General features: G+C 43.8%; 29 protein-coding genes and 5 tRNA genes. 22 read left to right on the top strand and 12 right to left on the bottom strand.

What is annotated here, in order from left to right:
• Nucleotides 1-44: 44 nt before the first annotated feature.
• From EO131_RS00210 to EO131_RS00155, 12 genes are all read right to left on the bottom strand, one after another.
• Entirely contained in the window at nucleotides 45-1,541 is a 1,497-nt protein-coding gene (locus EO131_RS00210; RefSeq protein WP_127018345.1) for a M20/M25/M40 family metallo-hydrolase, read from the bottom strand.
• A gap of 34 nt (nucleotides 1,542-1,575) precedes the next feature.
• Complete coding sequence (gene trpA, locus EO131_RS00205; RefSeq protein WP_127018344.1) at nucleotides 1,576-2,337, bottom strand: tryptophan synthase subunit alpha; 762 nt, start codon at nucleotides 2,335-2,337, stop codon at nucleotides 1,576-1,578.
• Nucleotides 2,334-3,515, bottom strand: a complete 1,182-nt coding sequence (gene trpB / locus EO131_RS00200; protein WP_127018343.1) for a tryptophan synthase subunit beta — start codon at nucleotides 3,513-3,515, stop codon at nucleotides 2,334-2,336. Before trpB ends, trpA begins: the two co-directional genes overlap by 4 nt.
• A gap of 42 nt (nucleotides 3,516-3,557) precedes the next feature.
• A complete protein-coding gene (locus EO131_RS00195) occupies nucleotides 3,558-4,262 on the bottom strand; it encodes a phosphoribosylanthranilate isomerase (RefSeq protein ID WP_127018342.1) in 705 nt (234 codons plus the stop codon).
• Between the two features lie 106 nt (nucleotides 4,263-4,368).
• Nucleotides 4,369-5,154: an indole-3-glycerol phosphate synthase TrpC gene (trpC, locus tag EO131_RS00190; RefSeq protein WP_127018341.1), complete on the bottom strand. Its 786-nt coding sequence runs from the start codon at nucleotides 5,152-5,154 to the stop codon at nucleotides 4,369-4,371.
• A 69-nt stretch (nucleotides 5,155-5,223) separates the two neighbouring features.
• Nucleotides 5,224-6,219 (bottom strand): anthranilate phosphoribosyltransferase, encoded by a 996-nt coding sequence (gene trpD, locus EO131_RS00185; RefSeq protein ID WP_127018340.1) that lies wholly within the window; start codon nucleotides 6,217-6,219, stop codon nucleotides 5,224-5,226.
• Nucleotides 6,200-6,781, bottom strand: coding sequence for an anthranilate synthase component II (locus EO131_RS00180; protein WP_127018339.1), 582 nt, complete (start codon nucleotides 6,779-6,781; stop codon nucleotides 6,200-6,202). Before EO131_RS00180 ends, trpD begins: the two co-directional genes overlap by 20 nt.
• Before the next feature lie 3 nt (nucleotides 6,782-6,784).
• Entirely contained in the window at nucleotides 6,785-8,182 is a 1,398-nt protein-coding gene (locus tag EO131_RS00175) for an anthranilate synthase component I family protein (protein WP_127018338.1), read from the bottom strand.
• 39 nt (nucleotides 8,183-8,221) lie between these two features.
• Nucleotides 8,222-8,506, bottom strand: a complete 285-nt coding sequence (locus tag EO131_RS00170; protein WP_127018337.1) for a GIY-YIG nuclease family protein — start codon at nucleotides 8,504-8,506, stop codon at nucleotides 8,222-8,224.
• A gap of 279 nt (nucleotides 8,507-8,785) precedes the next feature.
• Nucleotides 8,786-9,358: a YceI family protein gene (locus EO131_RS00165; protein WP_127018336.1), complete on the bottom strand. Its 573-nt coding sequence runs from the start codon at nucleotides 9,356-9,358 to the stop codon at nucleotides 8,786-8,788.
• Nucleotides 9,359-9,394: 36 nt separating this feature from the next.
• Nucleotides 9,395-10,027, bottom strand: a complete 633-nt coding sequence (locus tag EO131_RS00160; protein ID WP_127018335.1) for an NAD(P)H-dependent oxidoreductase — start codon at nucleotides 10,025-10,027, stop codon at nucleotides 9,395-9,397.
• A gap of 7 nt (nucleotides 10,028-10,034) precedes the next feature.
• Nucleotides 10,035-10,481, bottom strand: coding sequence for a MarR family winged helix-turn-helix transcriptional regulator (locus EO131_RS00155; RefSeq protein ID WP_127018334.1), 447 nt, complete (start codon nucleotides 10,479-10,481; stop codon nucleotides 10,035-10,037).
• A 133-nt stretch (nucleotides 10,482-10,614) separates the two neighbouring features.
• On the opposite strand from EO131_RS00155, the gene EO131_RS00150 reads away from it, so the two are divergent.
• The 22 genes from EO131_RS00150 to rplA all read left to right on the top strand — a co-directional run bounded on the left by EO131_RS00150 (nucleotide 10,615) and on the right by rplA (nucleotide 24,592).
• The gene (locus EO131_RS00150; protein WP_127018333.1) at nucleotides 10,615-11,169 is read left to right on the top strand and encodes a TlpA family protein disulfide reductase; all 555 of its coding nucleotides are present in this window, start codon (nucleotides 10,615-10,617) and stop codon (nucleotides 11,167-11,169) included.
• Between the two features lie 8 nt (nucleotides 11,170-11,177).
• On the top strand, nucleotides 11,178-11,810 hold the full coding sequence (locus EO131_RS00145) for a thioredoxin family protein (RefSeq protein WP_127018332.1): 633 nt from the start codon (nucleotides 11,178-11,180) through the stop codon (nucleotides 11,808-11,810).
• A gap of 78 nt (nucleotides 11,811-11,888) precedes the next feature.
• Nucleotides 11,889-12,200, top strand: coding sequence for a rhodanese-like domain-containing protein (locus EO131_RS00140; RefSeq protein WP_127018331.1), 312 nt, complete (start codon nucleotides 11,889-11,891; stop codon nucleotides 12,198-12,200).
• A gap of 21 nt (nucleotides 12,201-12,221) precedes the next feature.
• On the top strand, nucleotides 12,222-13,502 hold the full coding sequence (locus tag EO131_RS00135; RefSeq protein WP_127018330.1) for a DUF2851 family protein: 1,281 nt from the start codon (nucleotides 12,222-12,224) through the stop codon (nucleotides 13,500-13,502).
• A gap of 8 nt (nucleotides 13,503-13,510) precedes the next feature.
• Nucleotides 13,511-13,738: a PspC domain-containing protein gene (locus tag EO131_RS00130; protein WP_108424160.1), complete on the top strand. Its 228-nt coding sequence runs from the start codon at nucleotides 13,511-13,513 to the stop codon at nucleotides 13,736-13,738.
• A gap of 3 nt (nucleotides 13,739-13,741) precedes the next feature.
• Entirely contained in the window at nucleotides 13,742-14,749 is a 1,008-nt protein-coding gene (locus EO131_RS00125) for a potassium channel family protein (RefSeq protein WP_127018329.1), read from the top strand.
• A gap of 83 nt (nucleotides 14,750-14,832) precedes the next feature.
• On the top strand, nucleotides 14,833-16,899 hold the full coding sequence (locus EO131_RS00120; RefSeq protein WP_127018328.1) for an amino acid carrier protein: 2,067 nt from the start codon (nucleotides 14,833-14,835) through the stop codon (nucleotides 16,897-16,899).
• An 18-nt stretch (nucleotides 16,900-16,917) separates the two neighbouring features.
• The gene (locus tag EO131_RS00115) at nucleotides 16,918-17,775 is read left to right on the top strand and encodes a ComEA family DNA-binding protein (protein ID WP_127018327.1); all 858 of its coding nucleotides are present in this window, start codon (nucleotides 16,918-16,920) and stop codon (nucleotides 17,773-17,775) included.
• Between the two features lie 38 nt (nucleotides 17,776-17,813).
• A complete protein-coding gene (locus EO131_RS00110) occupies nucleotides 17,814-18,953 on the top strand; it encodes an acyl-CoA dehydrogenase family protein (RefSeq protein ID WP_127018404.1) in 1,140 nt (379 codons plus the stop codon).
• A gap of 69 nt (nucleotides 18,954-19,022) precedes the next feature.
• Nucleotides 19,023-19,217 (top strand): 30S ribosomal protein S21, encoded by a 195-nt coding sequence (gene rpsU, locus EO131_RS00105; RefSeq protein WP_127018326.1) that lies wholly within the window; start codon nucleotides 19,023-19,025, stop codon nucleotides 19,215-19,217.
• Nucleotides 19,218-19,315: 98 nt separating this feature from the next.
• Nucleotides 19,316-20,206 (top strand): tyrosine-type recombinase/integrase, encoded by an 891-nt coding sequence (locus EO131_RS00100; RefSeq protein ID WP_127018325.1) that lies wholly within the window; start codon nucleotides 19,316-19,318, stop codon nucleotides 20,204-20,206.
• Between the two features lie 58 nt (nucleotides 20,207-20,264).
• Nucleotides 20,265-20,567: a ribosome hibernation-promoting factor, HPF/YfiA family gene (gene hpf / locus EO131_RS00095; protein ID WP_127018324.1), complete on the top strand. Its 303-nt coding sequence runs from the start codon at nucleotides 20,265-20,267 to the stop codon at nucleotides 20,565-20,567.
• A gap of 102 nt (nucleotides 20,568-20,669) precedes the next feature.
• Nucleotides 20,670-20,743, top strand: a tRNA-Thr gene (locus EO131_RS00090).
• Between the two features lie 22 nt (nucleotides 20,744-20,765).
• Nucleotides 20,766-20,848, top strand: a tRNA-Tyr gene (locus EO131_RS00085).
• Nucleotides 20,849-20,923: 75 nt separating this feature from the next.
• Nucleotides 20,924-20,996 (top strand) — tRNA-Gly (locus EO131_RS00080).
• Between the two features lie 88 nt (nucleotides 20,997-21,084).
• A tRNA-Thr gene (locus EO131_RS00075) sits at nucleotides 21,085-21,156 on the top strand.
• 48 nt (nucleotides 21,157-21,204) lie between these two features.
• Nucleotides 21,205-22,392, top strand: a complete 1,188-nt coding sequence (gene tuf / locus EO131_RS00070) for an elongation factor Tu (RefSeq protein WP_127018323.1) — start codon at nucleotides 21,205-21,207, stop codon at nucleotides 22,390-22,392.
• 71 nt (nucleotides 22,393-22,463) lie between these two features.
• Nucleotides 22,464-22,536 (top strand) — tRNA-Trp (locus EO131_RS00065).
• 92 nt (nucleotides 22,537-22,628) lie between these two features.
• Nucleotides 22,629-22,817: a preprotein translocase subunit SecE gene (secE, locus tag EO131_RS00060; RefSeq protein ID WP_127018322.1), complete on the top strand. Its 189-nt coding sequence runs from the start codon at nucleotides 22,629-22,631 to the stop codon at nucleotides 22,815-22,817.
• A gap of 8 nt (nucleotides 22,818-22,825) precedes the next feature.
• Entirely contained in the window at nucleotides 22,826-23,377 is a 552-nt protein-coding gene (gene nusG / locus EO131_RS00055) for a transcription termination/antitermination protein NusG (RefSeq protein ID WP_119642043.1), read from the top strand.
• Between the two features lie 67 nt (nucleotides 23,378-23,444).
• Nucleotides 23,445-23,882: a 50S ribosomal protein L11 gene (rplK, locus tag EO131_RS00050; RefSeq protein ID WP_127018321.1), complete on the top strand. Its 438-nt coding sequence runs from the start codon at nucleotides 23,445-23,447 to the stop codon at nucleotides 23,880-23,882.
• Between the two features lie 20 nt (nucleotides 23,883-23,902).
• Nucleotides 23,903-24,592 (top strand): 50S ribosomal protein L1, encoded by a 690-nt coding sequence (rplA, locus tag EO131_RS00045; RefSeq protein ID WP_127018320.1) that lies wholly within the window; start codon nucleotides 23,903-23,905, stop codon nucleotides 24,590-24,592.
• The last annotated feature ends 23 nt before the right edge of the window (nucleotides 24,593-24,615 follow it).

Here is a 24,615-nt window from a genome sequence, read left to right as displayed (position 1 = left end):
CGCTTCAATAAGGAAGTGGGCTTTTTTGTTCTAACTATTTTAGGCTATTCCATTGCAGTTGATAAAATGGCATAATAGGCTTTGATCCCATAGGCCAATTGGCCAATCTTCACATTTTCGTTCGGACTGTGTTGGTTGTTGTCCGGGTTTACCGTGGGTACAATAAAAGCAGGAATCTTTAATTCGTTCACAAAAGGGGCAATGGGAACCGTTCCCCCCATGGTGCGAATTTGGATCACATCCTGTCCAAAAGTGTTTTGCAGGGTTTTGGTCAAGAATTTACCATATGGGTTATCGAGCTCCGTTCGGAAGGCATCGGTTACGCTGCCTTCTTTCACAAATACAATTTTATCAAACTGCATACGCTCCTCCTTGGATGGCTCATGGTCCAACACATGAAAACCTTGTTTGGCAATATGGTCCTTCACCAGTTTTTTCAATCGGTTGCCATCGCTCTCGACCACCAAACGAAGATCAAGCTCCGCGGTAGCACTCTCGGGTACGATGGTGCGGGCGTTATCACCAATCCAAGCCGAACCAAGACCCCTGATATTCAGGGATGGGTATTGCAATGCCTCTTGGTAAAAACTACCTACTTTTTCGGCTGTTTTGAATTGCAGGCGTTCCCCAATGGCTTCATCACTGTCTGGAACACTTTTTAATACTTGCTTTGTCGCCTCATCAAGGATAATGCCATCATAATAGCCGGGTATGGTTACTCGACCTTCACCGTCCTTCATGCTGGCCAATAATTGGGACAGCTGAAAACCCGGGTTGGGGGCAAAATTGCCATAATGTCCACTATGTTGTGGCTTAATGGGGCCATAGGTGGTTAGTGAAAGGGTGGTTATGCCCCGACAACCATATACCACAGTTGGGTTTCCAGAAGCATGCACCGGACCATCTACGATTATCAAGAAATCGGCTTCCAAAAGCTCACGGTATTGTTTTACAGCCTTTGGCAAGGGCTTGCTGCTCCTTTCCTCCTCACTGTCCAATATTACTTTTACGTTGATGGGCAATTCCTTACCATCATTTTTTAAAAGGTCAATTGCATTCAAGAGCATCACAATAGGCGATTTATCGTCGGAAGTGGACCTCCCGAACAAACGCCATTCGTAATTGATATCATCATCCAGTTCCTCAAAGGGAATGGTTTTGAAACCATCACCTTCAGGGGCTTTTAAAACCACTTTGTAGGGGTCGGGCTGATCCCATTTGGAAGGATCCACGGATTGTCCATCAAAATGCATATAAATCAAAACGGTGGGTTTGCCATCGCTTACGGGCAATGCTGCAAAAAATAAAGGCAAGCCTTCTGTGTTGAGTTCGGCGGTATTAAAACCACGTTCGCCAAATTTCCGTTTCAACCACATTAGGTTGCGGTCGATATCGTCGGCATCAAGCGCATCGTTGGGAATGGCAATGAATTCCCGAAGCTCCACAATGGCATCGGCAACCTGCGATTTTACGGCAACATCGTCTTGTGAAAAAAGGGAAACGCTAACTAACAGGCAAAGTATCGCTATGAAATTTTTCATGGAATTGGTTCGAGTTGAATTTGTAGCACGAAATTTAACGAATTTGATGCACAAATTCGGCGATATGGTCCACCCCTTTTTGAGTTACATGTTTGATAAACGCCGAACCGATGATGGCACCCTTTGCTTTTTTTGTCGCTTGCTGAAACGTAGTGGCGTTGCTGATCCCAAACCCGACAATTTGCGGATTGTTAAGATCCATAGAAGCAATGCGCTCAAAATAAGCAGCTTGCTCATCGCCAAAACCTTTCTTGGCACCTGTGGTACTGGCAGAACTCACCATATAAATGAACCCTTCGGAAGCACTGTCGATGGCTTTGATACGGGCATCACTGGTCTGGGGTGTGATCAAAAATATATTGATCAATCCATGTTTTTTGAAGATGGATTCATATTCGTCTTGATACACATCCAAAGGGAGGTCAGGTAAAATGAGACCGTCAATGCCAATTTCTTCACATTTTTTACAAAATGCTTCTACCCCATATTGTAGTACCGGATTAAAATAGCCCATCAAGATCAGTGGAATGGTAACCGTTTTTCTGATATCCTTTAATTGCTCAAAAAGCAACGCCGTATGCATTCCATTTTTGAGGGCGGCCGTGGAGCTCTCCTGAATGGTGGGGCCATCGGCCAAAGGGTCACTGAAGGGTAGTCCAATCTCGATAAGGTCCACGCCATTTGTCTCCAAATCTTGGATGATTTTTACGGTATCGTTCAAGTTGGGATAGCCTGCTGTAAAGTATATGGAAAGGATTTTTTTGTCCTCCTGTAGTTTTTGCTTGATCCTGTTCATAATTTGAAATAATCGATATAATTCTGTAAATCCTTGTCACCACGACCGGATAGGTTCACCACCACAATGTCATTTTCGTTGAACTTTCGGTCTTCAAAAATGGCCAGGGCATGGGACGTTTCAATGGCCGGGATAATGCCTTCCAATTTGCACAGTTCCAGTCCTGCCTGCATGGCGTCATCATCCGTAATGGAAATGAACTCTCCACGACCCGAGGTGTACAAATGGGCATGCATAGGCCCCACCCCCGGATAATCCAATCCAGCTGAAATGGAATATGGTTCGGTAATCTGCCCGTCTGATGTTTGCATCAACAGCGTTTTACTTCCGTGGATGATGCCCACTTTACCCAAGGCTGAGGTGGCTGCACTTTCTCCGGAGTGAATCCCCTTTCCGGCGGCTTCCACGGCAATGATGCCCACTTCGGGTGTATCCAAAAAATGATAAAAAGCGCCAGCGGCATTGCTGCCCCCACCTACACAGGCCACCACATAATCAGGGTTTTCGCGGCTTTCCTTTTCCAAAAGTTGACTTTTAATCTCTTCGGAAATCACAGATTGGAATCGAGCCACCATATCCGGGTAGGGATGGGGTCCCACCACCGATCCGATGATGTAATGGGTGTCCACAGGGTTGTTGATCCAGTCACGAATAGCCTCGTTCGTCGCATCCTTCAGGGTTTTACTGCCCGAAGTGGCCGGACGAACCTCGGCGCCCAACATCTTCATTCGCGCCACGTTCGGTGCCTGGCGTGCAATGTCGATTTCGCCCATGTAAACCACACATTCAATGCCCATCAATGCACAAACTGTAGCTGTGGCAACACCATGCTGTCCTGCACCGGTTTCTGCAATGATGCGGTTTTTGCCCAGTTTTTTGGCCATCAGGATCTGCCCGATGGTATTGTTCACCTTATGGGCTCCAGTATGGCAGAGGTCTTCCCGTTTCAGGTAGATTTTGGTATTGTATTTTTTGGAAAGTCGCTCCGCAAAATACAGAGGCGTGGGGCGGCCCACATAATCCTTCAGCAAATGGTGAAACTCTTCCTGAAAAGAAGGTTCCTGCATGATCTGCAAGTAGTTTTGCCGAAGTTCCTCGCAATTGGGATACAGCATTTCGGGAATGTATGCGCCCCCGAATTCACCGTAATATCCTTTTTCATTAGCGTGATAACTCATAATCAGTTGTCAGTATTAAGTTAACAGTTTTCACTTACTGTATTATTCCTTTAAATAGCTCGAAAGCGTTTGTTTAAATGCTTTCAACAACGTTAAATCTTTTAGTCCAGGCTCCGTCTCAAATTTACTGTTCACATCCAACGCAAAACAGTATTTGGAAGCCGGACTGTTCAAAAATGACTTCAACTTTTCTACTGCATCCATACCGATACCTCCGCTTAAAAAGAAAGGTTTGGTGGATGGGTAGTGTTCCAGTACGGACCAGTCGAAAGTGTACCCGTTTCCTCCAGGGAGTTTTCCCTTGGTGTCGAAAAGGAAATAATCGCAGACGGTTTCATAATCCCTGAGGACGTCAAAATCAAAATCGTCTTTGATGGAGAACACTTTGATGATTTCCATGCTTGTCAGGTCGAGCGGAGTCGAGACCAAAATGCTATCATCAGCTTTCACATTTCTCGACTGCGCTCGAAATGACAGAAAGCTGTCTTTTAGTTCTTTGCAATACGAAGCACTCTCCTTTCCATGGAGCTGCACGGCATCCAATTGGTATTGCGCTACCTTTTGCAAAACCTCTTCCACGGTGGCATCCACAAAAACCCCCACTTTTTTGATGGAAGTGGGCAATTGGGGCATATCTCCCTCAAAAAAACGAGAGGACGGTTCCCAAAAAATAAAACCCAGATAATCCGGTTGCAGTTGTGCCACCTCGACAGGGTTTTGATTCATGCCACAGACTTTTAGTTTCATAATTTATTATTTGTCATTCCGAAATGAGCGGAGCGATTAAGGAATCTCTTTTTTAGATTTCTCACTTGGATTTCGATTACGCTTAATCTGACAGTTCGAAATGACATCATTTATTTAATTCATCAATAAATAGTTTGGCATTGGCGCCAGGATCATCTGTTTTCATAAAATTTTCCCCGATCAAAAAACCTTGGTACCCATATGTCATCAAATCTTGGATAGCTTCAACGGAACTGATACCGCTTTCCGAAACTTTAACAAAGTCGTCCGGAATTTGTGTTGAGAGCGATTTGCTGGTTTCTAAACTCACCTCAAAGGTTTTAAGATTTCGGTTGTTCACCCCCAACATGTCCAAACTGGGCATGATGGATTTATGTAGTTCCTCTTCGTTGTGCACTTCCAGCAACACATCCAATCCCAGACTTTTGGCTAATTCAGAATACTGTTTGATTTCATCCTTGGAAAGGATGGCTGCGATCAACAAAATAACGTCGGCTCCATAGGCTTTGGCTTCCACAATTTGGTATTCATCTATGATGAATTCTTTTCGGAGCAAGGGAATGTTCACCGCCGCCCGTGCCAATACCAGATCATCCAAGGAGCCGCCAAAATACTTCCCATCGGTGAGTACGGACATGCCACACACACCGGCATCGGCATAGCCCATGGCCACATCCTGCAAGTTCAAGTTTTGATTGATTACGGATTTGGAGGGGGACCGTCTTTTGTGCTCGGCAATAATACCACTGCCACTTTTTCGCAAGACAGTGGCCAACGACACCGAAGTGCGCTCCATGAGTACCGAACCTTCCAATTGGGGTACGGGGATTAGGGATTTTTTCAAATCGACCTCCTTGCGTTTGTCGGCTACTATTTTGTCTAGTATATTCATTCTATATGTTTGTCATTCTGAACGTAGTGAAGAATCTATAGCAATCTCTCGACTGCGCTCGAGATGACACTAGTTTCTACTTAACTCCTGTAATTTTTTCAGTGCTTCCAGACCCTTGCCACCCAACAAAGACTCCTTGGCTTTTTCAAACCCTGCTTTGGGGGAAATGCTTTTCGCAGTGGCAATGGCCACCCCTGCATTGGCACAGACAACATTGTTCTGAGCCTCTGTACCCTTTCCACCTAACACATTCAAAAATATCTGGGCCGATTCCGCAATATCCTCACCGCCCACAATTTCTTCCTGCAATACCGTGTTCACCCCAAAATCAGCCGGGGTCAACATACTTTCCGATGCATTGGAAATGAGTTTGGTGGCTCCGGTCAACGAAATTTCATCGTATCCATCCAATGCATGCAGCACGGTAAAATTCTTATCGGTATTCTGATAGAGGTAGCCGTACATACGTGCCAATTCCAGATTAAAAACACCCACCATCTGGTTTTTGGGGAATGCTGGGTTTACCATGGGTCCCAACATGTTGAAAAAGGTCTTTACAGCCAGTTCCCTTCGGATAGGTGCCACATTTTTCATGGCTGGGTGGAACAACGGGGCATGCAACACACAAATGCCTGCTTCCTCAATGGATTTCTTCAAAAAGTCCGGGTCGTTGCTGAACTTAATTCCCAAAAACTCCATGACATTGCTACTGCCACATTTGGAGGATACCCCATAGTTGCCATGTTTGGTCACGTGGATACCCGCACCGGCCGTTACAAATGATGCCAAGGTGGAAATATTGAAGGTGTCCTTGCCGTCACCGCCCGTACCACATAGATCGATAGGGTCATAATCCGATAGGTCCACTGCCAAGCAGAGTTCCAAAAGGGCGTCACGGAAGCCTTCCAATTCTTCGATGGTCACACTCCGCATCATGTACACGGTTAGGAATGCGGCAATCTGTGAGGTATTGTAATCTCCCTTGGCGATGTTCACTAACACTTGTTTCGCTTCTTCCTTGGGGAGTATTTCGTGATTGATAAGTTTATTTAGTGTCTCTTTCATTTTCCAACCAGTTTTTTAGCATTTGTTTTCCTTCGGGGGTCAATACGGATTCGGGGTGAAATTGTACAGCGGTCACATCATATTCTTTATGGCGAAGCGACATGATCTGTTCGTTTTCATCCACCGAAGTAATTTCCAAAACGTCAGGAACGTTGGGGTCTACCACCCATGAATGGTAGCGCCCCACCTGAAGTGACTTGGGCATATTTTTAAAAGTAGGATCTTCCTTGGTCACTGTTATGGTAGTGGCCACTCCGTGATACACTTGGTCCAGATTTACCAAGGTGCCGCCGAATACTTCACCAATGGCCTGTAATCCCAAACAAACACCAAAAATTCGTTTTGTAGGGGCGTATGTTTTTATAATCTCCTTTAAAAGTCCCGCTTCGTCCGGGATGCCTGGACCAGGAGAAAGCACGATGTATTCGAAGGGTTCCACTTCCTCCAAGGTAAGTTGGTCGTTTCGTTTAACGGTGACTTCGCAATCCAAATCCTCCAAATAGTGCACCAAGTTATAGGTGAAACTATCGTAGTTGTCTATCATTAAAATCTTCTTTCCCATGGCTCAGATTGTTTCGGCGATTTCAAGCGCTTTGTTCAACGCGCCCAATTTGTTATAGGTTTCTTGTAGCTCATCTTCCGGGTTGGAAGCTGCCACCAATCCAGCCCCTGCTTGGTAATGCAGCTCGTGGTTTTTGCTCAAAAAGGTCCGGATCATGATGGCGTGGTTAAAATTGCCCTCAAAATCCATGAAGCCGATGGCACCGCCATAATAGGAACGACTGGTTTTCTCGTACTTTTCTATGAGCTGCATGGCCATGTGTTTGGGTGCGCCGCTCAAGGTTCCCGCCGGAAAGGTGTCGGCCACCACTTTCATGGTGGTACTGTCCTTTTTCTTCTGACCGGTTACCTTGGAAACTAAATGGATCACGTGCGAAAAGTACTGGACCTCTCGATAGGTTTCCACATTCACGGTGTTTCCGTTTCTGCTCAGGTCGTTTCGTGCCAGATCTACCAACATGACATGCTCGCTGTTTTCCTTATCGTCCTGTGCCAGTTTTTTGGCCAGTTCGGCATCCTTCTCGTCATTACCGGTTCGTTTGTAGGTGCCGGCAATGGGGTGTATTTCCGCCTTGCCCTCTTTTACGATCAGTTGTGCTTCCGGGGAGCTTCCAAATATTTTAAAATTGCCGTAATCAAAGTAGAAGAGGTAGGGGGAGGGGTTGATGGACCGCAAAGCCCGATAAACATTGAATTCATCCCCTTTGAATTTTTGGGTGAACCTACGGGAAAGCACCAATTGGAACACATCGCCACGTTGACAGTGTTTTTTGGCCAATGCCACATGCTCTTTGTATTCTTCATCTTCCAAATTCGATTTTGGAGCTCCTTCCTTATTAAAATTATAGGAGGCAAAAGTCCTTACATTAAAAAGCTGTGCAATTTCGTCCACGTTGCTTTCGGAATCATAGCAATGGGCAAAAAGGTAGGCTTCGTTCTTAAAGTGGTTGATGGCAATGATGTTCTTGTACACCGCATAATAGATATCGGGTATGTTAACGGAATCGTCTTTTTTTGAAATCTCGATGTCTTCAAAATACCGTACCGCATCATAGGCCATATAGCCAAAAAGGCCATTGTTGATGAACTTGAAGCCGTTTTGGGTAGCCGTAAATTGCTGACCAAAATTGTGAATGACTTCGGTTACATCAGTTTCAGGGTTAATAGGTAGCTCCTCTTTTGTGCCATCAGGAAATTTTTGCGTGATGGTCTCATTTTCCACTTTGATATACGCGATAGGGTTGCAACAGATGTAGGAAAAGCTGTTGTCGTTGGCGTGGTAATCGCTACTTTCCAAAAGGATGCTATTGGGGAACTTGTCCCTGATCTTCAGGTAGACACTCACTGGCGTGATGGTGTCTGCCAAGATTTTTTTGTAATGTGTTTTGAGGATATATTTCATTTTCATTTCTATTTCCACGGAGGTGGAAATCTTTTTTAGTTAATCAAAGAAATAGGTTAAGTCTTTCCAATCTGGATTGAAATCATTGATAAGGTTGACCTTCCAGTTTCTATTCCACTTTTTTAATTGTTTTTCTCTTCTAATGGCAGGCATTGGGAATTTGAATTTTTCATAGTAGACCAAAATTGTGAGATTATATCTACTGGCAAATTTACTTCCAACACCATGCTTATGTCTGTACATTCTCTTTTTTAAATCATTTGTATAGCCTATATAAATAGTTCCAAGTTTTTTGTTTGATATGATATAGACATAAAAACTCATTTTCAATTTTTAAGATTTCCGCCTTTGCGGAAACAAGAACAAAAGTTCCTAAAAAGAAAAAGGCCTGTCGTGATGACAAGCCTCTTGTATGGTTATAATGGGGACTTAGCTCACGACGTTTGACGTAAGTTGATCCACCACCAGTTATTTGCGTTGTTGAAATTCATTGCTCCAAATATAGGGAGGAATTTTTAACGGACAAACAATGATTTGTTTAAAAATAAAAATCCCGCCCAAGAATTTCCAGGACGGGATTTTCACACACTAAACAGGAGTCGATTACATCTGTAGATCAACTACCAAATCAAATTCGTCATAGATCAATTTGTCCTTGGCAGTACCAATGATTCCTGAACCGTACTTTACATCATACTTGGTTCTGTCAACTTTCAACGAAGCTGTTGCTTTGTCTCCGTAAACAGATACTTCAAAGGATACAGGCTCGGTAGTACCTTTAATGGTAAGGTCACCGGTAACGGCGTATGAGTTTTTACCGGTTGCTTTCACCTTGGTGAAGACCAATTTGGCAGTTGGGTGGTTGGCAACACCAAAGAAGTCATCGGAAGCCAAGTGGCCATCCAATTTGTTCTTGTAGTCTCCTTCCAAATCGGTAGTGCTGATGCTGGTCATATCCACTACAAATTCGCCACCTATCAACTTTTCGCCGTCAAATTGCAAAGCGCCGGATTGAAGAGCGATGGTTCCCGTGTGGGATCCACCCACTTTGTACCCTTTCCAGGTTACGGTGCTTTCAGTGGTCTTAACTTCCTTGGTTTCTTTTTCAATGGTGTTTGCTGTGGCAGATGATCCCACAACGGTAACGAATACTAAGCTCATAATTTTCTTTTTCATGATTGTTTTCAGTTTTTGTGTTTAAAAGTTTGTGATTTATATATGGGTAAATAATTCTTCTTTTGATTTGCGCACTTTGGGTAAATGCTGGGTGGCATCTTCTTCGGATCGGTACCCAATGGGCAACACCACTGCGGCGTTCAAGTTTTTCTCGGTAAGCCCCAGAATCTCATTGTATTTGTCAGCTTCAAAACCTTCCATGGGACAAGTGTCAATTTTTAGCTCTGCTGCCGCTTGCATCAAGTTGCTAAAAGCAATGTAGACTTGTTTGGCTGACCATTGACTTTTAACATCGGCCGGTAAATCCATCAATTTGGATTTCATAAAATCGGAATACCCTTGAAGACCATCGGTGGGAATATTTCGTGTTTCGCTTACATTGGCCAGATAATCATCCACCAACTCTTCCCCAAAATCGGTAACATTGGCAAATACGATTACATGGGAAGCATCGGTGATTTGGGTTTGACCCCAGGAAGCGGGCTTCAATTGCTCCCTAATTTCCGAATCGGTGATCACGAAAACATGGTACGGTTGCAAGCCGTAGGAAGAGGCACTCAATCGAGTGGCTTCCAATAAGGTTTCCAGATCTGCATCCGACACTTTTTTGGCAGGATCGAATTTTTTGGTGGCGTAGCGCCAGTTTCTATGTTCTAATACGGTGTTCATTATATAGTTAAAATTTATCCAATAATTGATTTAATTCATTTAGGTCGGAGGTGTCCACATTGGCCAACACTTCCTGCTCCGCCGTTTGTATGGCCAGGTTCATTTTTTCCAAAGCCTGCATACCTTCCTCCGTAATCAGGATTTCTACCTTGCGGCGATTGCTTTCACACACATGTCGATCCACAAATTGTTTTGCGATCAGTTTGTCCACCAATCTGGTCGTATTGCTCATTTTGGTCACCATGCGCTCATTGATTGTACTAAGGTTGGCCGGTTTGCCTTTCTGTCCTTTTAAGATCCGGAGCACATTAAATTGTTGTAGGGACACATCAAAAGGTTTCAGAGCAGTGCCCATGGCCTCGTTGATTTTATTGCAAACCAAAGACAGATGTATGATCGTTCGAGATTCCAACGGCAGCTGTTTTGAAGTTTTTATGATTTCCTCTACATTCATGTATAAACAATAATTGTATATACAAATGTATGATTAATTTTATACCAATAGCTATCTTTAACCGATAAAATTTTGTTAAATCAAAATTGTTGGAGGGTAGTATTTGTATTTTTAAAAGTGTAAACATCAGATAATGAATAGATTATTGGTTTTTGTATTGCTGTTGATTGTTTTGGTTTCCTGTAAACAAAAACAGGAAGGGGATGAGGTGAAAACAGATACAATGGAGTCCGAACAAGTGCCCGATAACGTGATGGTGGCGGCGGACGTCAACTTTCCGATATATGATTTTGATGGTTTGGAACCCCTCTTGCACCGGGAAGACGACCATACCTATATCATCAATTTTTGGGCAACTTGGTGCAAACCATGCTTGGAAGAGCTTCCTTATTTTGAACAAGTGCTCGAGGAACAGAAAAATAATAAAGTAAAGATCATTTTGGTGAGTTTGGACATGCCCCACATGTGGAAATCCAACCTGGAGCCCTATGTGGCCAAAAAGGGCATTAAATCTGAGGTGGTTATTTTGGATGATCCCAAGCAAAATGATTGGATACCCAAAGTGTCCGAGGAGTGGGGTGGGGCCATTCCCGCTACCTTAATATATAATAAGGACAAAAGGGAATTTTACGAAAAAGGCTTCACCTATGAAGAATTGAACGCGGAATTGAACAAATTCATTAATTAAACACAATCATGAGAAAATTAAAAATTTTAGGAGCTGTTGTCCTGGTCTTTTTACTGGGCGCCGCCTTTAGCATGGGCACACATGCCAGAAATACGCACATTGTTGCAAAGGGATATGCGGTAGGCGATGTGGTTGTCGATTTTACCTTGAAAAACATTGATGGTTCGATGGTATCTTTGGCCGATTTTGCTACCGCCAAAGGTTTTCTTGTCATTTTTACTTGCAATACGTGTCCTTATGCCCAGGCGTATGAAGATAGGATCATTGCCCTCGATGCCAAATACAAGTCCAAAGGCGTCCCGGTGATTGCTATCAATCCGAATAACCCGGATGCCAAACCGGGTGATAGTTTTGCAAAAATGCAGGAACGGGCCAAGTCCAAAGGATTTACCTTTCCCTATCTCTTGGATGAAGGGCAGAAGGTATATCCGCAATTTGGAGCCACCCGAACGCCCCACGTTTTTCTGCTGCAGAAAACAGATGGCGGCAATGTGGTGAGATATATTGGCGCCATTGATGACAATTACCAAGATGCTTCCCAAGTGGAAGAAAAATTTGTGGAAAACGCCATTGATGCCATGTTGGCCGGAAAGGAAATCGAAGTGACGACCACTAAGGCCATCGGGTGTGGCATAAAATAACAATACCCAAAATAAAATTATTTGAAGTCCGGAGGATTCCTCCGGATTTTTATTTTTGCAAAATATAAATTGAAAAAAATGGCAGATTTATCACAGGAAGAATGGGCGGAACAATTGGAAAATGACGACAATGCCGTGATCTTGGATGTGCGTACACCGTTGGAAGTGGAAGAAGGGTACATTCCGGGCGCATTGAATATCGACATTTATACAGGGCAGGAGTTCATGGAGGCGCTTCAAAAATTGGACAAATCCAAAAACTATTATGTGTATTGTAGGTCTGGTAACCGAAGTGGGCAGGCCTGTGCCATTATGAACAGTATCGGAATTGCAAATGCATATAACTTGGCAGGTGGCTTTATGAACTGGGAAGGAGCGCGCGAAGAGTAGACCTGCATTTATCCCAAATCAATGCAAGAAGACCTACTTCATTTTATTTGGAGGCTTAACAAGCTTCCAACAGACGGCCTGTACACCGGAAAAGGGGAGCAAGTGGTGATCTTATCGCCCGGAACCCATAACCATTTGGCAGGTCCTGATTTTTTCAATGCCAGCTTGGAATTGGATGGCCAATTGTGGGCCGGCAATGTGGAGATGCATCTAAAATCTTCGGATTGGTATGCCCACCATCACGAAACCGATGAAAACTATAACAACGTTGTCCTTCATGTAGTCTGGAAGGATGACGTTGCCGTTTTTAGGAAGGATGGCTCCCAAATCCCCACACTGGAATTGTCCAACTATGTTTCCACAGCCCTTTTGGAACAGTATCAGCAGTTGATGGAAAAATCAAAAAGGACCTTCATCAACTGTGAAAAGGACTTTAAGCATATTGATGCCTTTTTGGTCGAAAACTGGTTGCACCGATTGTACATTGAGCGCTTGGAGCAAAAGTCAAACCTTATAATGGACCTATTGCGACAAAGTCAAAACAATTGGGAAGCCGTATTGTTTGTGCTGCTGGCCAAGAGTTTTGGATCCAAGGTCAATGGAGCATATTTTTTAGATCGGGCCAAAACCTTGGATTTTTCGGTAGTGAGAAAAGTGAGTCAAGATGCCCATCAACTGGAAAGTCTGTTTTTTGGACATTTTGGACTATTGGCGGATGTGGATTGCTCAGATGCCTATTTCATTTCATTACGAACGGAGTACGAGTACCTTACCGCCAAGTTTGGACTCCCAACATGTTCGGGCAAGCCTGAATTTTTTGGTCTTCGCCCTGCCAATTTCCCAACCATAAGATTGGCGCAGTTGGCCAAATTATATGCAAGGGATGCCCAGCTTTTTTCAAAACTCATGCAAGCAGCCACAGTGGAAGAACTCCATAAGGTTTTGGAAGTGGGTGTGGGATCGTATTGGGAAACCCATTTTACCTTTGGTAAGGCATCTCGGCAGACCAAAAAAATGCTCTCCAAAACTTTCACGGATTTGCTGATCATCAATACCATTGTACCACTTCGGTTTTGCTATGCCAAACATTTGGACCGGGATTGGAACGAGGATTTGATCGGTTTGGTCTCCAATTTGGCTCCAGAGGCCAATTCCATCCTCAAGAATTTTGAAAAAATCGGATCTAAAACCAAAAATGCCATGGAAAGTCAGGCCAAGCTGGAACTCTTCAATAACTATTGCTCAAAAAATAAATGCCTACGATGTGCCATGGGTGTACATTTATTGAATAGAAATACATAATTTTAGGGATGTCTTTGTTCTACAATACCCTTTATTATTTTCAAAAAAGAGGCTTCGAGGTATGCCGACGGATTGCCGAACGCTTGGGAATTCGTGCCCGGGTGGTAAGGACCAGCTTCATTTACCTCACCTTTGTAACCTTGGGCTTTGGTTTTGCCCTTTACCTTTTTATTGCTTTTTGGCTTCGGATCAAAGATTTGGTCTACACCAAGCGAACCTCAGTTTTTGACCTATAAGTTATGATCAGATTGTTGCGATCCAAAATAGTCTTGGCCCTATCGTTGATGGTAATGGTGCTTTCCATCGGGGTCATCGGTTATAAGTTCTTATCGGACTTTACATGGGTGGAGGCAATCTATATGACCATTATTACGGTGACCACGGTCGGGTTCTCGGAGGTGCGACCACTGGATGCCGATGCAAAGATTTTTACCGTATTTTTAATCGTAACCAGTGTTTTTATTTTCGGTTTCGCTATTTCGGTGGTAACAGAATACATTTTGGGGCGAAATTCCCTGGAGATGCTAAAAAAGAAGAAAGTGAAGAAACAGATCGATAGTCTTTCAAACCATGTGGTGGTTTGTGGTTTTGGTAGAAACGGAATGCAGGCTGCTGAAAAATTGATGGCCTATAAAAAACCGTTTGTAGTGATTGAAAAGGATAAGGAGATCATTGAGCGCCATGGGGAAGAAGTGTTGTTCGTGGAAGGCGATGCCAACGAGGACGAGGTCTTGTTGCAGGCGGGCATCGAAAGGGCCCAATACTTGATCACAGCAGTTCCCGACGATGCGGCCAATCTCTTTATTGTGCTTTCTGCCCGACAGTTGAACAAGAGTCTTTTTATCATTAGTCGAGCATCCCAGGTTACCTCATTGAAGAAATTGGAGTTCGCCGGAGCCAATAAGGTGATCATGCCTGATAAGATAGGGGGCGATCATATGGCATCCTTGGTGGTCATGCCCGATTTGATAACTTTCATGGACAAGCTTTCTTTGGAAGGGGAGCATACCACCAATTTGGAGGAGGTGAGCATCGAGGATTTTACCAATCAAATGGAGTGTAATTCGCTTCGCGATTTGGATCTGAGACGAAAAACGGGCTGTACCATAATTGGTTACATTGCCCCGGATGGGAAATACATCATCAACCCAGAGGCCGATATGGAACTTCAGCCCAACAGTAAGGTCATTGTGCTGGGCAGACCGGAGCAGATCCGAAAGCTCAACGAAATGTTTCAGATAGGATAGTTAAAAATCATAAAATTTGATAGCGTTGATTTTTTTTTAGATATTGCTGCCTTTACTTTACCGAAAACTAACTAATTCTTAATATGAAATATTTTCTTATTCTATTGTCTCTTTTTGCCCTGAACTTAGGCCATTCCCAAGAATTGAAGGTGACAGGCAAAACGTACAACGTATCAAAGAATATAAACGATGGGGTTATTGAACTCGAGGTTGATGGAGGAGTTGAGCCCTATTCCTATAAATGGAGCAATCAAAGCACACCCCTCACTTCCAAAAGATCTCAGAACCTTGTTGAAGGAATTCCATACAGTGTCACGGTAACCGATGCAGCAGGAAATTCCGTTACCAAGGAATTCGAAATTAAGGCAGAATCCATTACCGAAATATTCAATGGAACCATGACTCCTGCTGTGAGTGGATTGGGTTCCGTACTGTTTTGGGACCCCTTTGCCGCGATAGGCATTTACGATCCTGTGGCCTATGCCGACGTTAAATTGGTCGGTATTCCAGAATGGAACAACGAAACACAAGGTAAGTTTGTCCTAAAACAATGGTTGAAACCTGCAGGTCAACATGTAAATGAAGGAGATGACATTGCAATTATAAGTGATAAGAGCGGCGAACAAACCATCAAGGCGACTGCAAATGGTGAACTGATCCAAAAGGTGAAGGAAGGCGATGTGATCTACAATTCTGAAAACCAGGAACACGTAATTGAACAAGGTGCGCATTATTTTGCCGAAATAAAATATGATGAGCCAGTTGCCATGGTGCATCCGAATGGTGATCCCATCATAAAAGGAATCCCCTTCATTGTAATTTGGCTTGTATTGGGAGCTCTTTTCTTTACCATTCGAATGGGCTTTATCAACATTCGTGGATTCAGACATTCCATTGATTTGGCCAAAGGAAAGTATGATGATCCCGATGCGCCAGGTCAGGTGACCCATTTTCAGGCATTGGCTACAGCTGTTTCAGGAACGGTTGGATTGGGTAACATTGCCGGTGTGGCCGTAGCAGTTTCCCTAGGCGGTGCTGGAGCAACTTTCTGGATGATCGTTTGTGGTCTATTGGGTATGTCTTCCAAGTTTGTGGAATGTACCCTTGGTGTAAAATACAGGGACATCTTACCTGATGGACGTGTTTTCGGGGGACCTATGAACTACCTCCGCTACGGGTTGGAAAAAAGAAATTTAAAAGGATTCGGAAAAGTGTTGGCAGGTGTGTTTGCCTTATTGGCCATTGGGGCTTCCTTTGGTGGAGGGAACATGTTCCAAGCCAACCAATCTTTTGAACAATTGGCAGGACAATTTCCTGTTTTGGCTGGAAATGGTTTCTGGTTTGGTGTGGTCACGGCCATTTTGGTCGGTGTGGTTATCATTGGAGGTATCAACAGTATTGCCAAAGTAACCGGTAAGATCGTGCCGATCATGGCATCCATATACATTGTGGCGGCCCTTGCGGTGATCATTATGAACATTCAGAACATCGGCCCAGCGTTTTCTGCCATATTTGAAGGCGCCTTTAACCCATCAGCCCTAAAAGGTGGTATTTTGGGTGTTTTGGTCATCGGTTTCCAACGTGCGGCATTCTCGAATGAGGCAGGTGTAGGTTCTGCTGCCATTGCGCACAGTACGGCAAAAACCAACAATCCGCCATCGGAAGGTTTTGTGGCCCTGTTGGAGCCTTTTATTGATACCGTTGTGGTTTGTACCCTTACCGCTTTGGTATTGATCTTTACCGGAATGCACGAAGTAGAGGGAATGGCTGGAGCACAGTTGACCTCCGATGCCTTCGGAAGCCAAATTTCCTGGTTCCCGTATGTATTGGCCGTTGCTGTTTTCCTATTTGCCTTTTCAACCATGATTTCCTGGTCGTATTACGGCATGAGGGCTTGGACTTATCTATTCGGAAAGAGCAAGCGCTCAGAAATGGTATACAAAATGCTTTTCTTGGTATTTGTAGTGGTTGGAGCTTCTGTAAGTTTGGGCGCGGTACTCGATTTTTCAGATATGATGATCTTGGCCATGTCCTTTCCCAACATTATAGGATTGTACATTATGTCCGGTGAAGTCAAGATGGATTTGGACAGCTACCTTCAAAAATTGAAATCCAATCAGCTTTTCAAAAAGTTGAAAAGCCAATCCTAGTCATACAATAAAAAGTCAATGAAACAATCCCACTTCAGGTTCAATAAGCAGGAACGGAGTGGGATTTTCTTTTTGTTGCTGATCATTGTGATCCTTCAGGGCACTTATTATTTTATAAGTTCCAGGCCAAACAAAACAAATGAACTTTTGGTGTTGAACGAAAGCGAACAGGTACAACTGGATAGTCTTCGTAACTCGATTGCACTGCATTCGGAAAAGATTTTTCCCTTCAATCCCAATTATATAAGCGACTATAAAGGCTATCAGCTCGGTTTGACTGTTGAACAGTTGGACCGCCTACAGAAATACAGAAGCGCTGGAAGATTTGTCAATTCGGCCACAGAGTTTCAATTGGTGACCCAAGTATCCGATTCCTTGCTGCAAGTTTTGGCGCCCTATTTCAAATTTCCGGAATGGAACAAACGGAATTCCTCAGCCAATTATAAATCTGAGATTAAACCAAGAAGCAAAAATGTTGAGGTTTTGGATTTGAATGCAGCCTCTGCAGCGGATCTTATGCAGATCAGTGGCATTGGGCCCACGCTTTCTGCCCGTATCGTTAAATTTCGCGATCGCTTGGGCGGGTTTTTGGTGGAGGAACAATTATATGATGTCTACGGACTGGATGCCGAGGTGGTGAAACGAACATTGGAACGATTTCAAGTAAAGACCGTGCCAACGGTTGAAAAAATTGCCATCAATACGGCCAGTGCCGAGGAGTTGGCGAAACTGGTCTACATCAGCTTTGATCTTGCACGGGAAATTGTGACGTATCGGAACCTGAATGGTCCATTTTCCGACTTGGACGATTTATCCAACGTTACATCTTTTCCAGAGGAACGTTTTGAGAGAATTAAGCTATATTTGACCCTATAAAAAAAATTGCTAGAATGGTTACGGATACATTGTCCAAAATGAACTTTGATTATTCGGAGACCCAGAAAATGGTCGCTGAATCTGCACGGGATTTTGCCCAACAGTACATACTTCCGCACGTAATGGAATGGGATGAAGCCCAAATTTTTCCAATCGAGGTGTTCAAGAAAGCCGGGGAACTGGGTTTTATGGGCATACTTGTGCCTGAAGAATTGGGAGGTTCCGGTCTGGGCTATCACGAATACATTGCCATACTGGAAGAAATTTCAAAAGTAGATCCATCCATCGGATTGTCGGTGGCAGCACACAATTCACTTTGTACCAATCACATCCTTTCCTTTGGAAATGAGGAGCAAAAGCAACAATGGATCCCCAGATTGGCCACAGGGGAATGGATCGGCGCATGGGGATTGACCGAGCACAATACCGGTTCGGATGCCGGGGGCATGAACACCACTGCGGTGAAGGATGGCGACCATTGGATCATCAATGGTGCAAAAAATTTCATCACCCATGGAAAGAGCGGTGATATTGCCGTGGTCATTGCCAGAACAGGTGAGAAGGGTGATAGTCACGGTATGACGGCCTTTGCCATTGAAAAAGGTACGCCCGGTTTCTCCAGTGGTAAAAAAGAAAACAAGTTGGGTATGCGGGCCAGTGAGACCGCAGAGCTCATATTTTCCGATTGTAGAATTCCCGACTCTAACCGTTTGGGGGAAGTCGGCGATGGCTTCATCCAGTCCATGAAAGTATTGGACGGTGGGCGCATTTCCATTGGTGCCTTGTCGTTGGGTATTGCCAAAGGAGCCTTTGAGGCGGCTTTGAAGTATTCCAAGGAACGCGTACAATTTGGAAAGCCGATATCCGCATTCCAGGGGGTTTCCTTTAAATTGGCCGATATGGCCACGGAAATCGAAGCATCTGAATTGCTGTTGCACAAGGCAGCCTTTTTAAAGAATGAGGGAAGGCCCGTGACCAAGTTGGGTGCCATGAGCAAGATGTATGCATCCGAAGTCTGCGTAAAAGTAGCTACCGATGCAGTTCAGATTCATGGTGGTTATGGCTATACCAAGGATTTTCCGGTTGAAAAATTCTATAGGGACTCCAAGTTGTGCACCATTGGGGAAGGTACCACAGAAATCCAGAAATTGGTTATTTCGAGAAAAATTCTCAAGTAATTTGTTTGACAAATAGGAATAAGTGTATATTTGCACTCCAAAATTCTAAAAGAAAGGAGGTTGTAGCCCATGTTAATTATACCAGTAAAAGAAGGAGAGAACATCGATAGAGCATTGAAGCGTTTCAAGCGTAAGTTTGACAAAACAGGTACAATGCGCCAGTTGAGAGGAAGACAGCAGTTTACCAAGCCTTCTGTAAAGCGTAGAGCTCAAATTCAAAAAGCACAGTACATTCAGAGCTTGAGGGATCAAGAGGAAGTATAGTCTTTTTGATTACAATATAAGATTACGAAATCCCGTTCCAATTATGGAGCGGGATTTTTTTGTTCCGTCCAACAGTAGTATTTCTATACCTTTGAAGTATGTCCAAGGAAGCGTTTGCATCTTACTTGAAACTGGAGCGGAATTACTCCGACCATACAATCACTGCCTATGTAGCCGACTTGGAGGAATTCGCAACCTATTGTGAGGAGAACCACGATGAAAAATCCATTGAACATATTGGTTATCCTTTGGTGCGAAACTGGATTGTCGCCTTATCGGAAAAAGGGATTTCCAGTCGAACCATCAACAGGAAAATTTCCTCTTTACGCGCTTACTATAAATTTTTGATGAAGATAGGGGAGCCGTCAGCCTCACCTTTGGCCAAGCACAAGGCCCTCAAAACGGAAAAGAAGGTGGAAATTCCTTTTTCGGAACAGGAGATGCAGGCCATTTTGGATGAAATGCCCTTTGAGGATGACTTTGAGGGGGTCCGGAACAAACTCATCATAGAATTGTTGTACGCCACAGGAATCCGAAGGGCAGAACTCATCAATCTTAAATTGAACGATGTTGATTTGCCCAGTCATACCATAAAGGTATTGGGCAAGCGGAACAAGGAGCGGATTTTGCCCTTGTTGCCCTCCACGGTCGCATACATTAATAGCTATTTGGGGCTCCGCAAGGAAGTGGCTTCGGGTCCAGATGCCATTTATCTGCTATTGACCAAAGAAGGTCTTAAAATTTATGAAACGCTTGTTTATCGAACCATAAATAAGTATTTTAGTTTAGTGTCCCCCAAGGTGAAAAAAAGCCCACATATTTTAAGGCACACCTTCGCGACCCACTTATTGAACAGGGGGGCTGATTTAAATTCCGTGAAGGAATTATTGGGCCATGCCAGTTTGGCTTCAACACAGGTGTACACCCACAACAGTATCGCCGAGTTGAAGAAAGTTCATCAAAAGGCCCATCCACGCAGCAAGGAGTAACGAAACACTTGCAATTGTTTAACCCGCTGTCGCTAGGCAGCATTAAAAACTATGTCTTATGAAAGTAAATGCACAATCGGTAAATTTTGTGGCTGATGGTAAGCTCCTCGACTTTATCCAAAAAAGGATGGATAAGTTGGATCTGTTCTATGACAAGGTCATTGATTCGGAAGTTTTTTTGAAAGTGGAGAACACGAGTGCTAAAGAGAATAAGATAGTGGAAATCATGGTTTCGGTTCCCGGGGATAAAATTATGGTGAAAAAGCAGTGCAAGACCTTTGAGGAAGCTGTGGATTCGGCATGCAGTTCCTTGGAGCGTCAACTGGTAAAACGCAAGGAAAAATTGAGGGCACATGCCTAGTCAAAATTTTTAAAAAAATATTTTGATTAAAAAAATAAATCTCTACATTTGCAGTCCGTTAGAAATAGCGGACTTTTTTTGTGACCGAAAGGGGTTCAAAATGCCGATATAGCTCAGTTGGCTAGAGCACGTGATTTGTAATCTCGGGGTCGTGGGTTCGAGTCCCTCTATCGGCTCGTAAGTTATTGAAAATAAGGCGGGGAGATACTCAAGCGGCCAACGAGGACAGACTGTAAATCTGTTGGTTTTCACCTTCGCAGGTTCGAATCCTGCTCTCCCCACAAACAGTGTTCCGCGGAACACGGGACAAAAGGTTTTTTGAAATATTGGAACTTGGAATTTTTTCCAAACAAAATGCGGGAGTAGCTCAGTTGGTAGAGCGTCAGCCTTCCAAGCTGAATGTCGCCGGTTCGAACCCGGTCTCCCGCTCTAAAACTTGAAAGTCGTTTTCAAGTAAAAGGTTGAAGTTTTGACGAGTTTAATAGATAGCCTAAACTCTAAACCTGATAACCCATAGGCCGGTGTAGCTCAGGGGTAGAGCGTTTCCTTGGTAAGGAAGAGGTCAGGGGTTCAAATCCCCTCATTGGCTCAAAACGATTTGTACACTAATATAAACTAAGATTAAAATTATTTTAAAATGGCAAAGGAAACTTTTGATCGTTCCAAACCCCACTTAAATATTGGTACCATTGGACACGTGGATCACGGTAAAACTACATTGACTGCTGCTATTACAACTGTATTGGCAAACGCAGGTCTATCAGAGATGAGAAGCTTTGATTCCATCGACAATGCTCCAGAGGAAAAAGAAAGGGGTATTACTATCAACACTTCACACGTTGAGTATCAAACCGCTAACCGTCACTACGCTCACGTTGACTGTCCTGGTCACGCGGATTACGTAAAGAACATGGTTACCGGTGCTGCTCAGATGGACGGAGCTATTTTGGTTGTTGCTGCTACTGATGGTCCTATGCCACAGACTCGTGAGCACATCCTTTTGGGTCGTCAGGTAGGTATTCCACGTATCGTTGTTTTCTTGAACAAAGTTGACATGGTGGATGATGAAGAGCTATTGGAGCTTGTTGAGATGGAAGTAAGGGAATTGCTTTCATTCTACGAGTACGATGGTGACAACGGTCCTGTTATCGCTGGTTCTGCACTTGGTGCTTTGAACGGTGAGCAAAAATGGGTTGATACCGTAATGGAGTTGATGGAAGCTGTTGATACATGGATCGAACTTCCTGAAAGGGATGTTGATAAGCCTTTCTTGATGCCTATCGAAGACGTATTCACCATTACTGGTCGTGGTACCGTTGCTACTGGTCGTATCGAAACTGGTGTTGCCAACACAGGTGACCCTGTAGAGATTATCGGTATGGGTGCTGAGAAATTGACTTCTACCATCACTGGTGTTGAGATGTTCCGTAAGATTTTGGACAGAGGTGAGGCTGGTGACAACGTTGGTCTTCTTTTGAGAGGTATCGAAAAATCCGATATCAAAAGAGGTATGGTAATCTGTAAGCCAGGTTCCGTTAAGCCACACGCTAAATTCAAAGCTGAGGTGTATATCCTTAAGAAAGAAGAAGGTGGTCGTCACACTCCATTCCACAATAACTACCGTCCTCAGTTCTACGTACGTACAACTGACGTAACAGGAAACATTAACCTTCCTGATGGTGTTGAAATGGTTATGCCAGGTGACAACTTGACAATCACTGTAGATTTGATCCAACCTATCGCGTTGAACGTAGGTCTACGTTTCGCCATCCGTGAAGGTGGTAGAACAGTAGGTGCTGGTCAGGTTACCGAGATTCTAGATTAATCATTTTTACAATAAATAGTACACTAAAGGGTGTCCCGGATTTCTCGGGATACCTTTCAGTGTAATTATAAACGGGTGTAGCTCAGTTGGTAGAGCACTGGTCTCCAAAACCAGGTGTCGGGAGTTCGAGTCTCTCCTCCCGTGCAAAGGAAAAGAATTGCACAATGACGAGAAGTTTGTCCTGAGCGTAGCCGAAGGAAGTCTCTCCTCAAGTGCAAGAAAATACAAGAAGAATTATGATCACTTACATCAAGGAATCATTCGAGGAACTTAAGAACAACGTATCATGGTTGGAAAGGTCCAAAGCCTCCAACCTTATGGTGATTGTGGCAGTTTTTTCAATTTTGTTCGCTTTGGCGACCTGGGGTGTAGATTCCCTTTTCAGCAAGTTGATCACACTGTATTTTGAAAAATTAATAGGATAACGATCGGTATGTCTGAGGTTCTGGAGAAAAAATGGTATGTAGTAAGAGCGGTCAGTGGTCAAGAGAACAAGATCAAGGGCTATATTGAAAGCGAGGTAGAGCGCGCCGGTTTCGGTGACTACCTTGACGAAGTTCTTGTGCCTACCGAAAAAGTTGTACAGATCAGAAATGGAAAAAAGATCAACAAAGAAAGGGTTTATTTTCCAGGATATATCATGATAAAGGCCAATCTGGGTGGTGAAATGGTACACATTATACGTTCCATTACCAACGTGATTGGATTTTTGGGGGAGACCAAAGGTGGTGATCCCGTGCCTTTGCGAAAATCAGAGGTGAACCGTATGCTGGGGAAAGTGGACGAATTGGCGGTGAATACCGACAACGTGGCCATTCCATTTGTGTTGGGTGAAACGGTTAAGGTTATTGATGGTCCTTTCAATGGTTTCAATGGAACTGTTGAGAAAATCAATGAAGAAAAGCGTAAGCTGGAGGTTATGGTGAAGATTTTCGGAAGAAAGACGCCATTGGAACTCAGCTATATGCAAGTAGAAAAAGTATAGAAGAGCTGTTACATAGAAAAAGCTGTGTTGCTTCCAATTGACACAACTTTGAATTTAATTAGAAACAATGGCAAAAGAAGTAAGTAAGGTAGTTAAATTACAAGTTAGGGGAGGTGCTGCGAACCCATCGCCACCGGTTGGACCCGCCTTAGGTGCTGCCGGTGTTAACATCATGGAGTTCTGCAAGCAGTTCAATGCTCGTACGCAGGACAAACAAGGCAAGGTATTGCCTGTTGTTATCACCGTGTACATGGACAAATCATTCGATTTTGTCGTAAAAACACCACCTGCGGCAGTTCAATTGATGGAGGCAGCGAAGATTAAAAAAGGATCGGGCGAACCTAACAGGGTAAAAAATGGTACAGTAAGCTGGGATCAGATACGTACCATTGCCGAAGACAAAATGGCGGATTTGAACGCATTCACCATCGAGTCTGCAATGAGTATGGTTGCAGGTACGGCAAGATCAATGGGTCTTAAAGTAGCGGGAGCCAAACCTTTTTAAAATCTTAAAGCAGTTATTAAATGGCAAGATTGACTAAAAAGCAAAAAGAGGCCCAAGCCAAGATAGACAAGAACAAGCTCTATTCTTTGGAAGAGGCATCAGCTTTGGTAAAAGAAATAACCAACGTAAAATTTGACGCATCCGTTGATATTGCAGTTCGTTTGGGCGTAGATCCACGAAAAGCAAATCAAATGGTTCGTGGTGTGGTAACACTTCCCCACGGAACAGGTAAGGATGTTAAGGTTTTGGCTTTGGTGACACCCGATAAGGAAGCAGAGGCCAAAGAGGCCGGTGCCGATTTTGTAGGGTTGGATGAATATTTGGACAAGATCAAAGGCGGTTGGACTGATGTTGATGTGATCATCACCATGCCAAGCGTTATGGGTAAATTGGGTCCATTGGGTAGAGTATTGGGTCCTAGGGGCTTAATGCCAAACCCAAAAACCGGTACCGTGACCATGGATGTTGCCAAGGCAGTTTCCGATGTGAAGGCCGGTAAAATTGACTTTAAAGTGGATAAGACCGGTATTGTACATGCCGCTATAGGAAAAGCTTCTTTCCCAGCTGAGAAAATCGCGGGTAATGCCAAGGAATTGATCGATACCTTGATAAAATTGAAGCCTTCTGCAGCAAAAGGAGTGTACATGAAGAGCATCTACTTGTCAAGTACTATGAGTCCCAGTGTACAACTTGATCCAAAAGCAGTTTAATTAACTGGTAGTTCAATATTTTA

Origin of the sequence: Flagellimonas beolgyonensis, assembly GCF_003992615.1 — a bacterium.
In the GTDB taxonomy this organism is placed as follows: Bacteria; Bacteroidota; Bacteroidia; order Flavobacteriales; family Flavobacteriaceae; genus Flagellimonas; species Flagellimonas beolgyonensis.
This window is presented reverse-complemented; position numbering and strand designations above follow the sequence as displayed.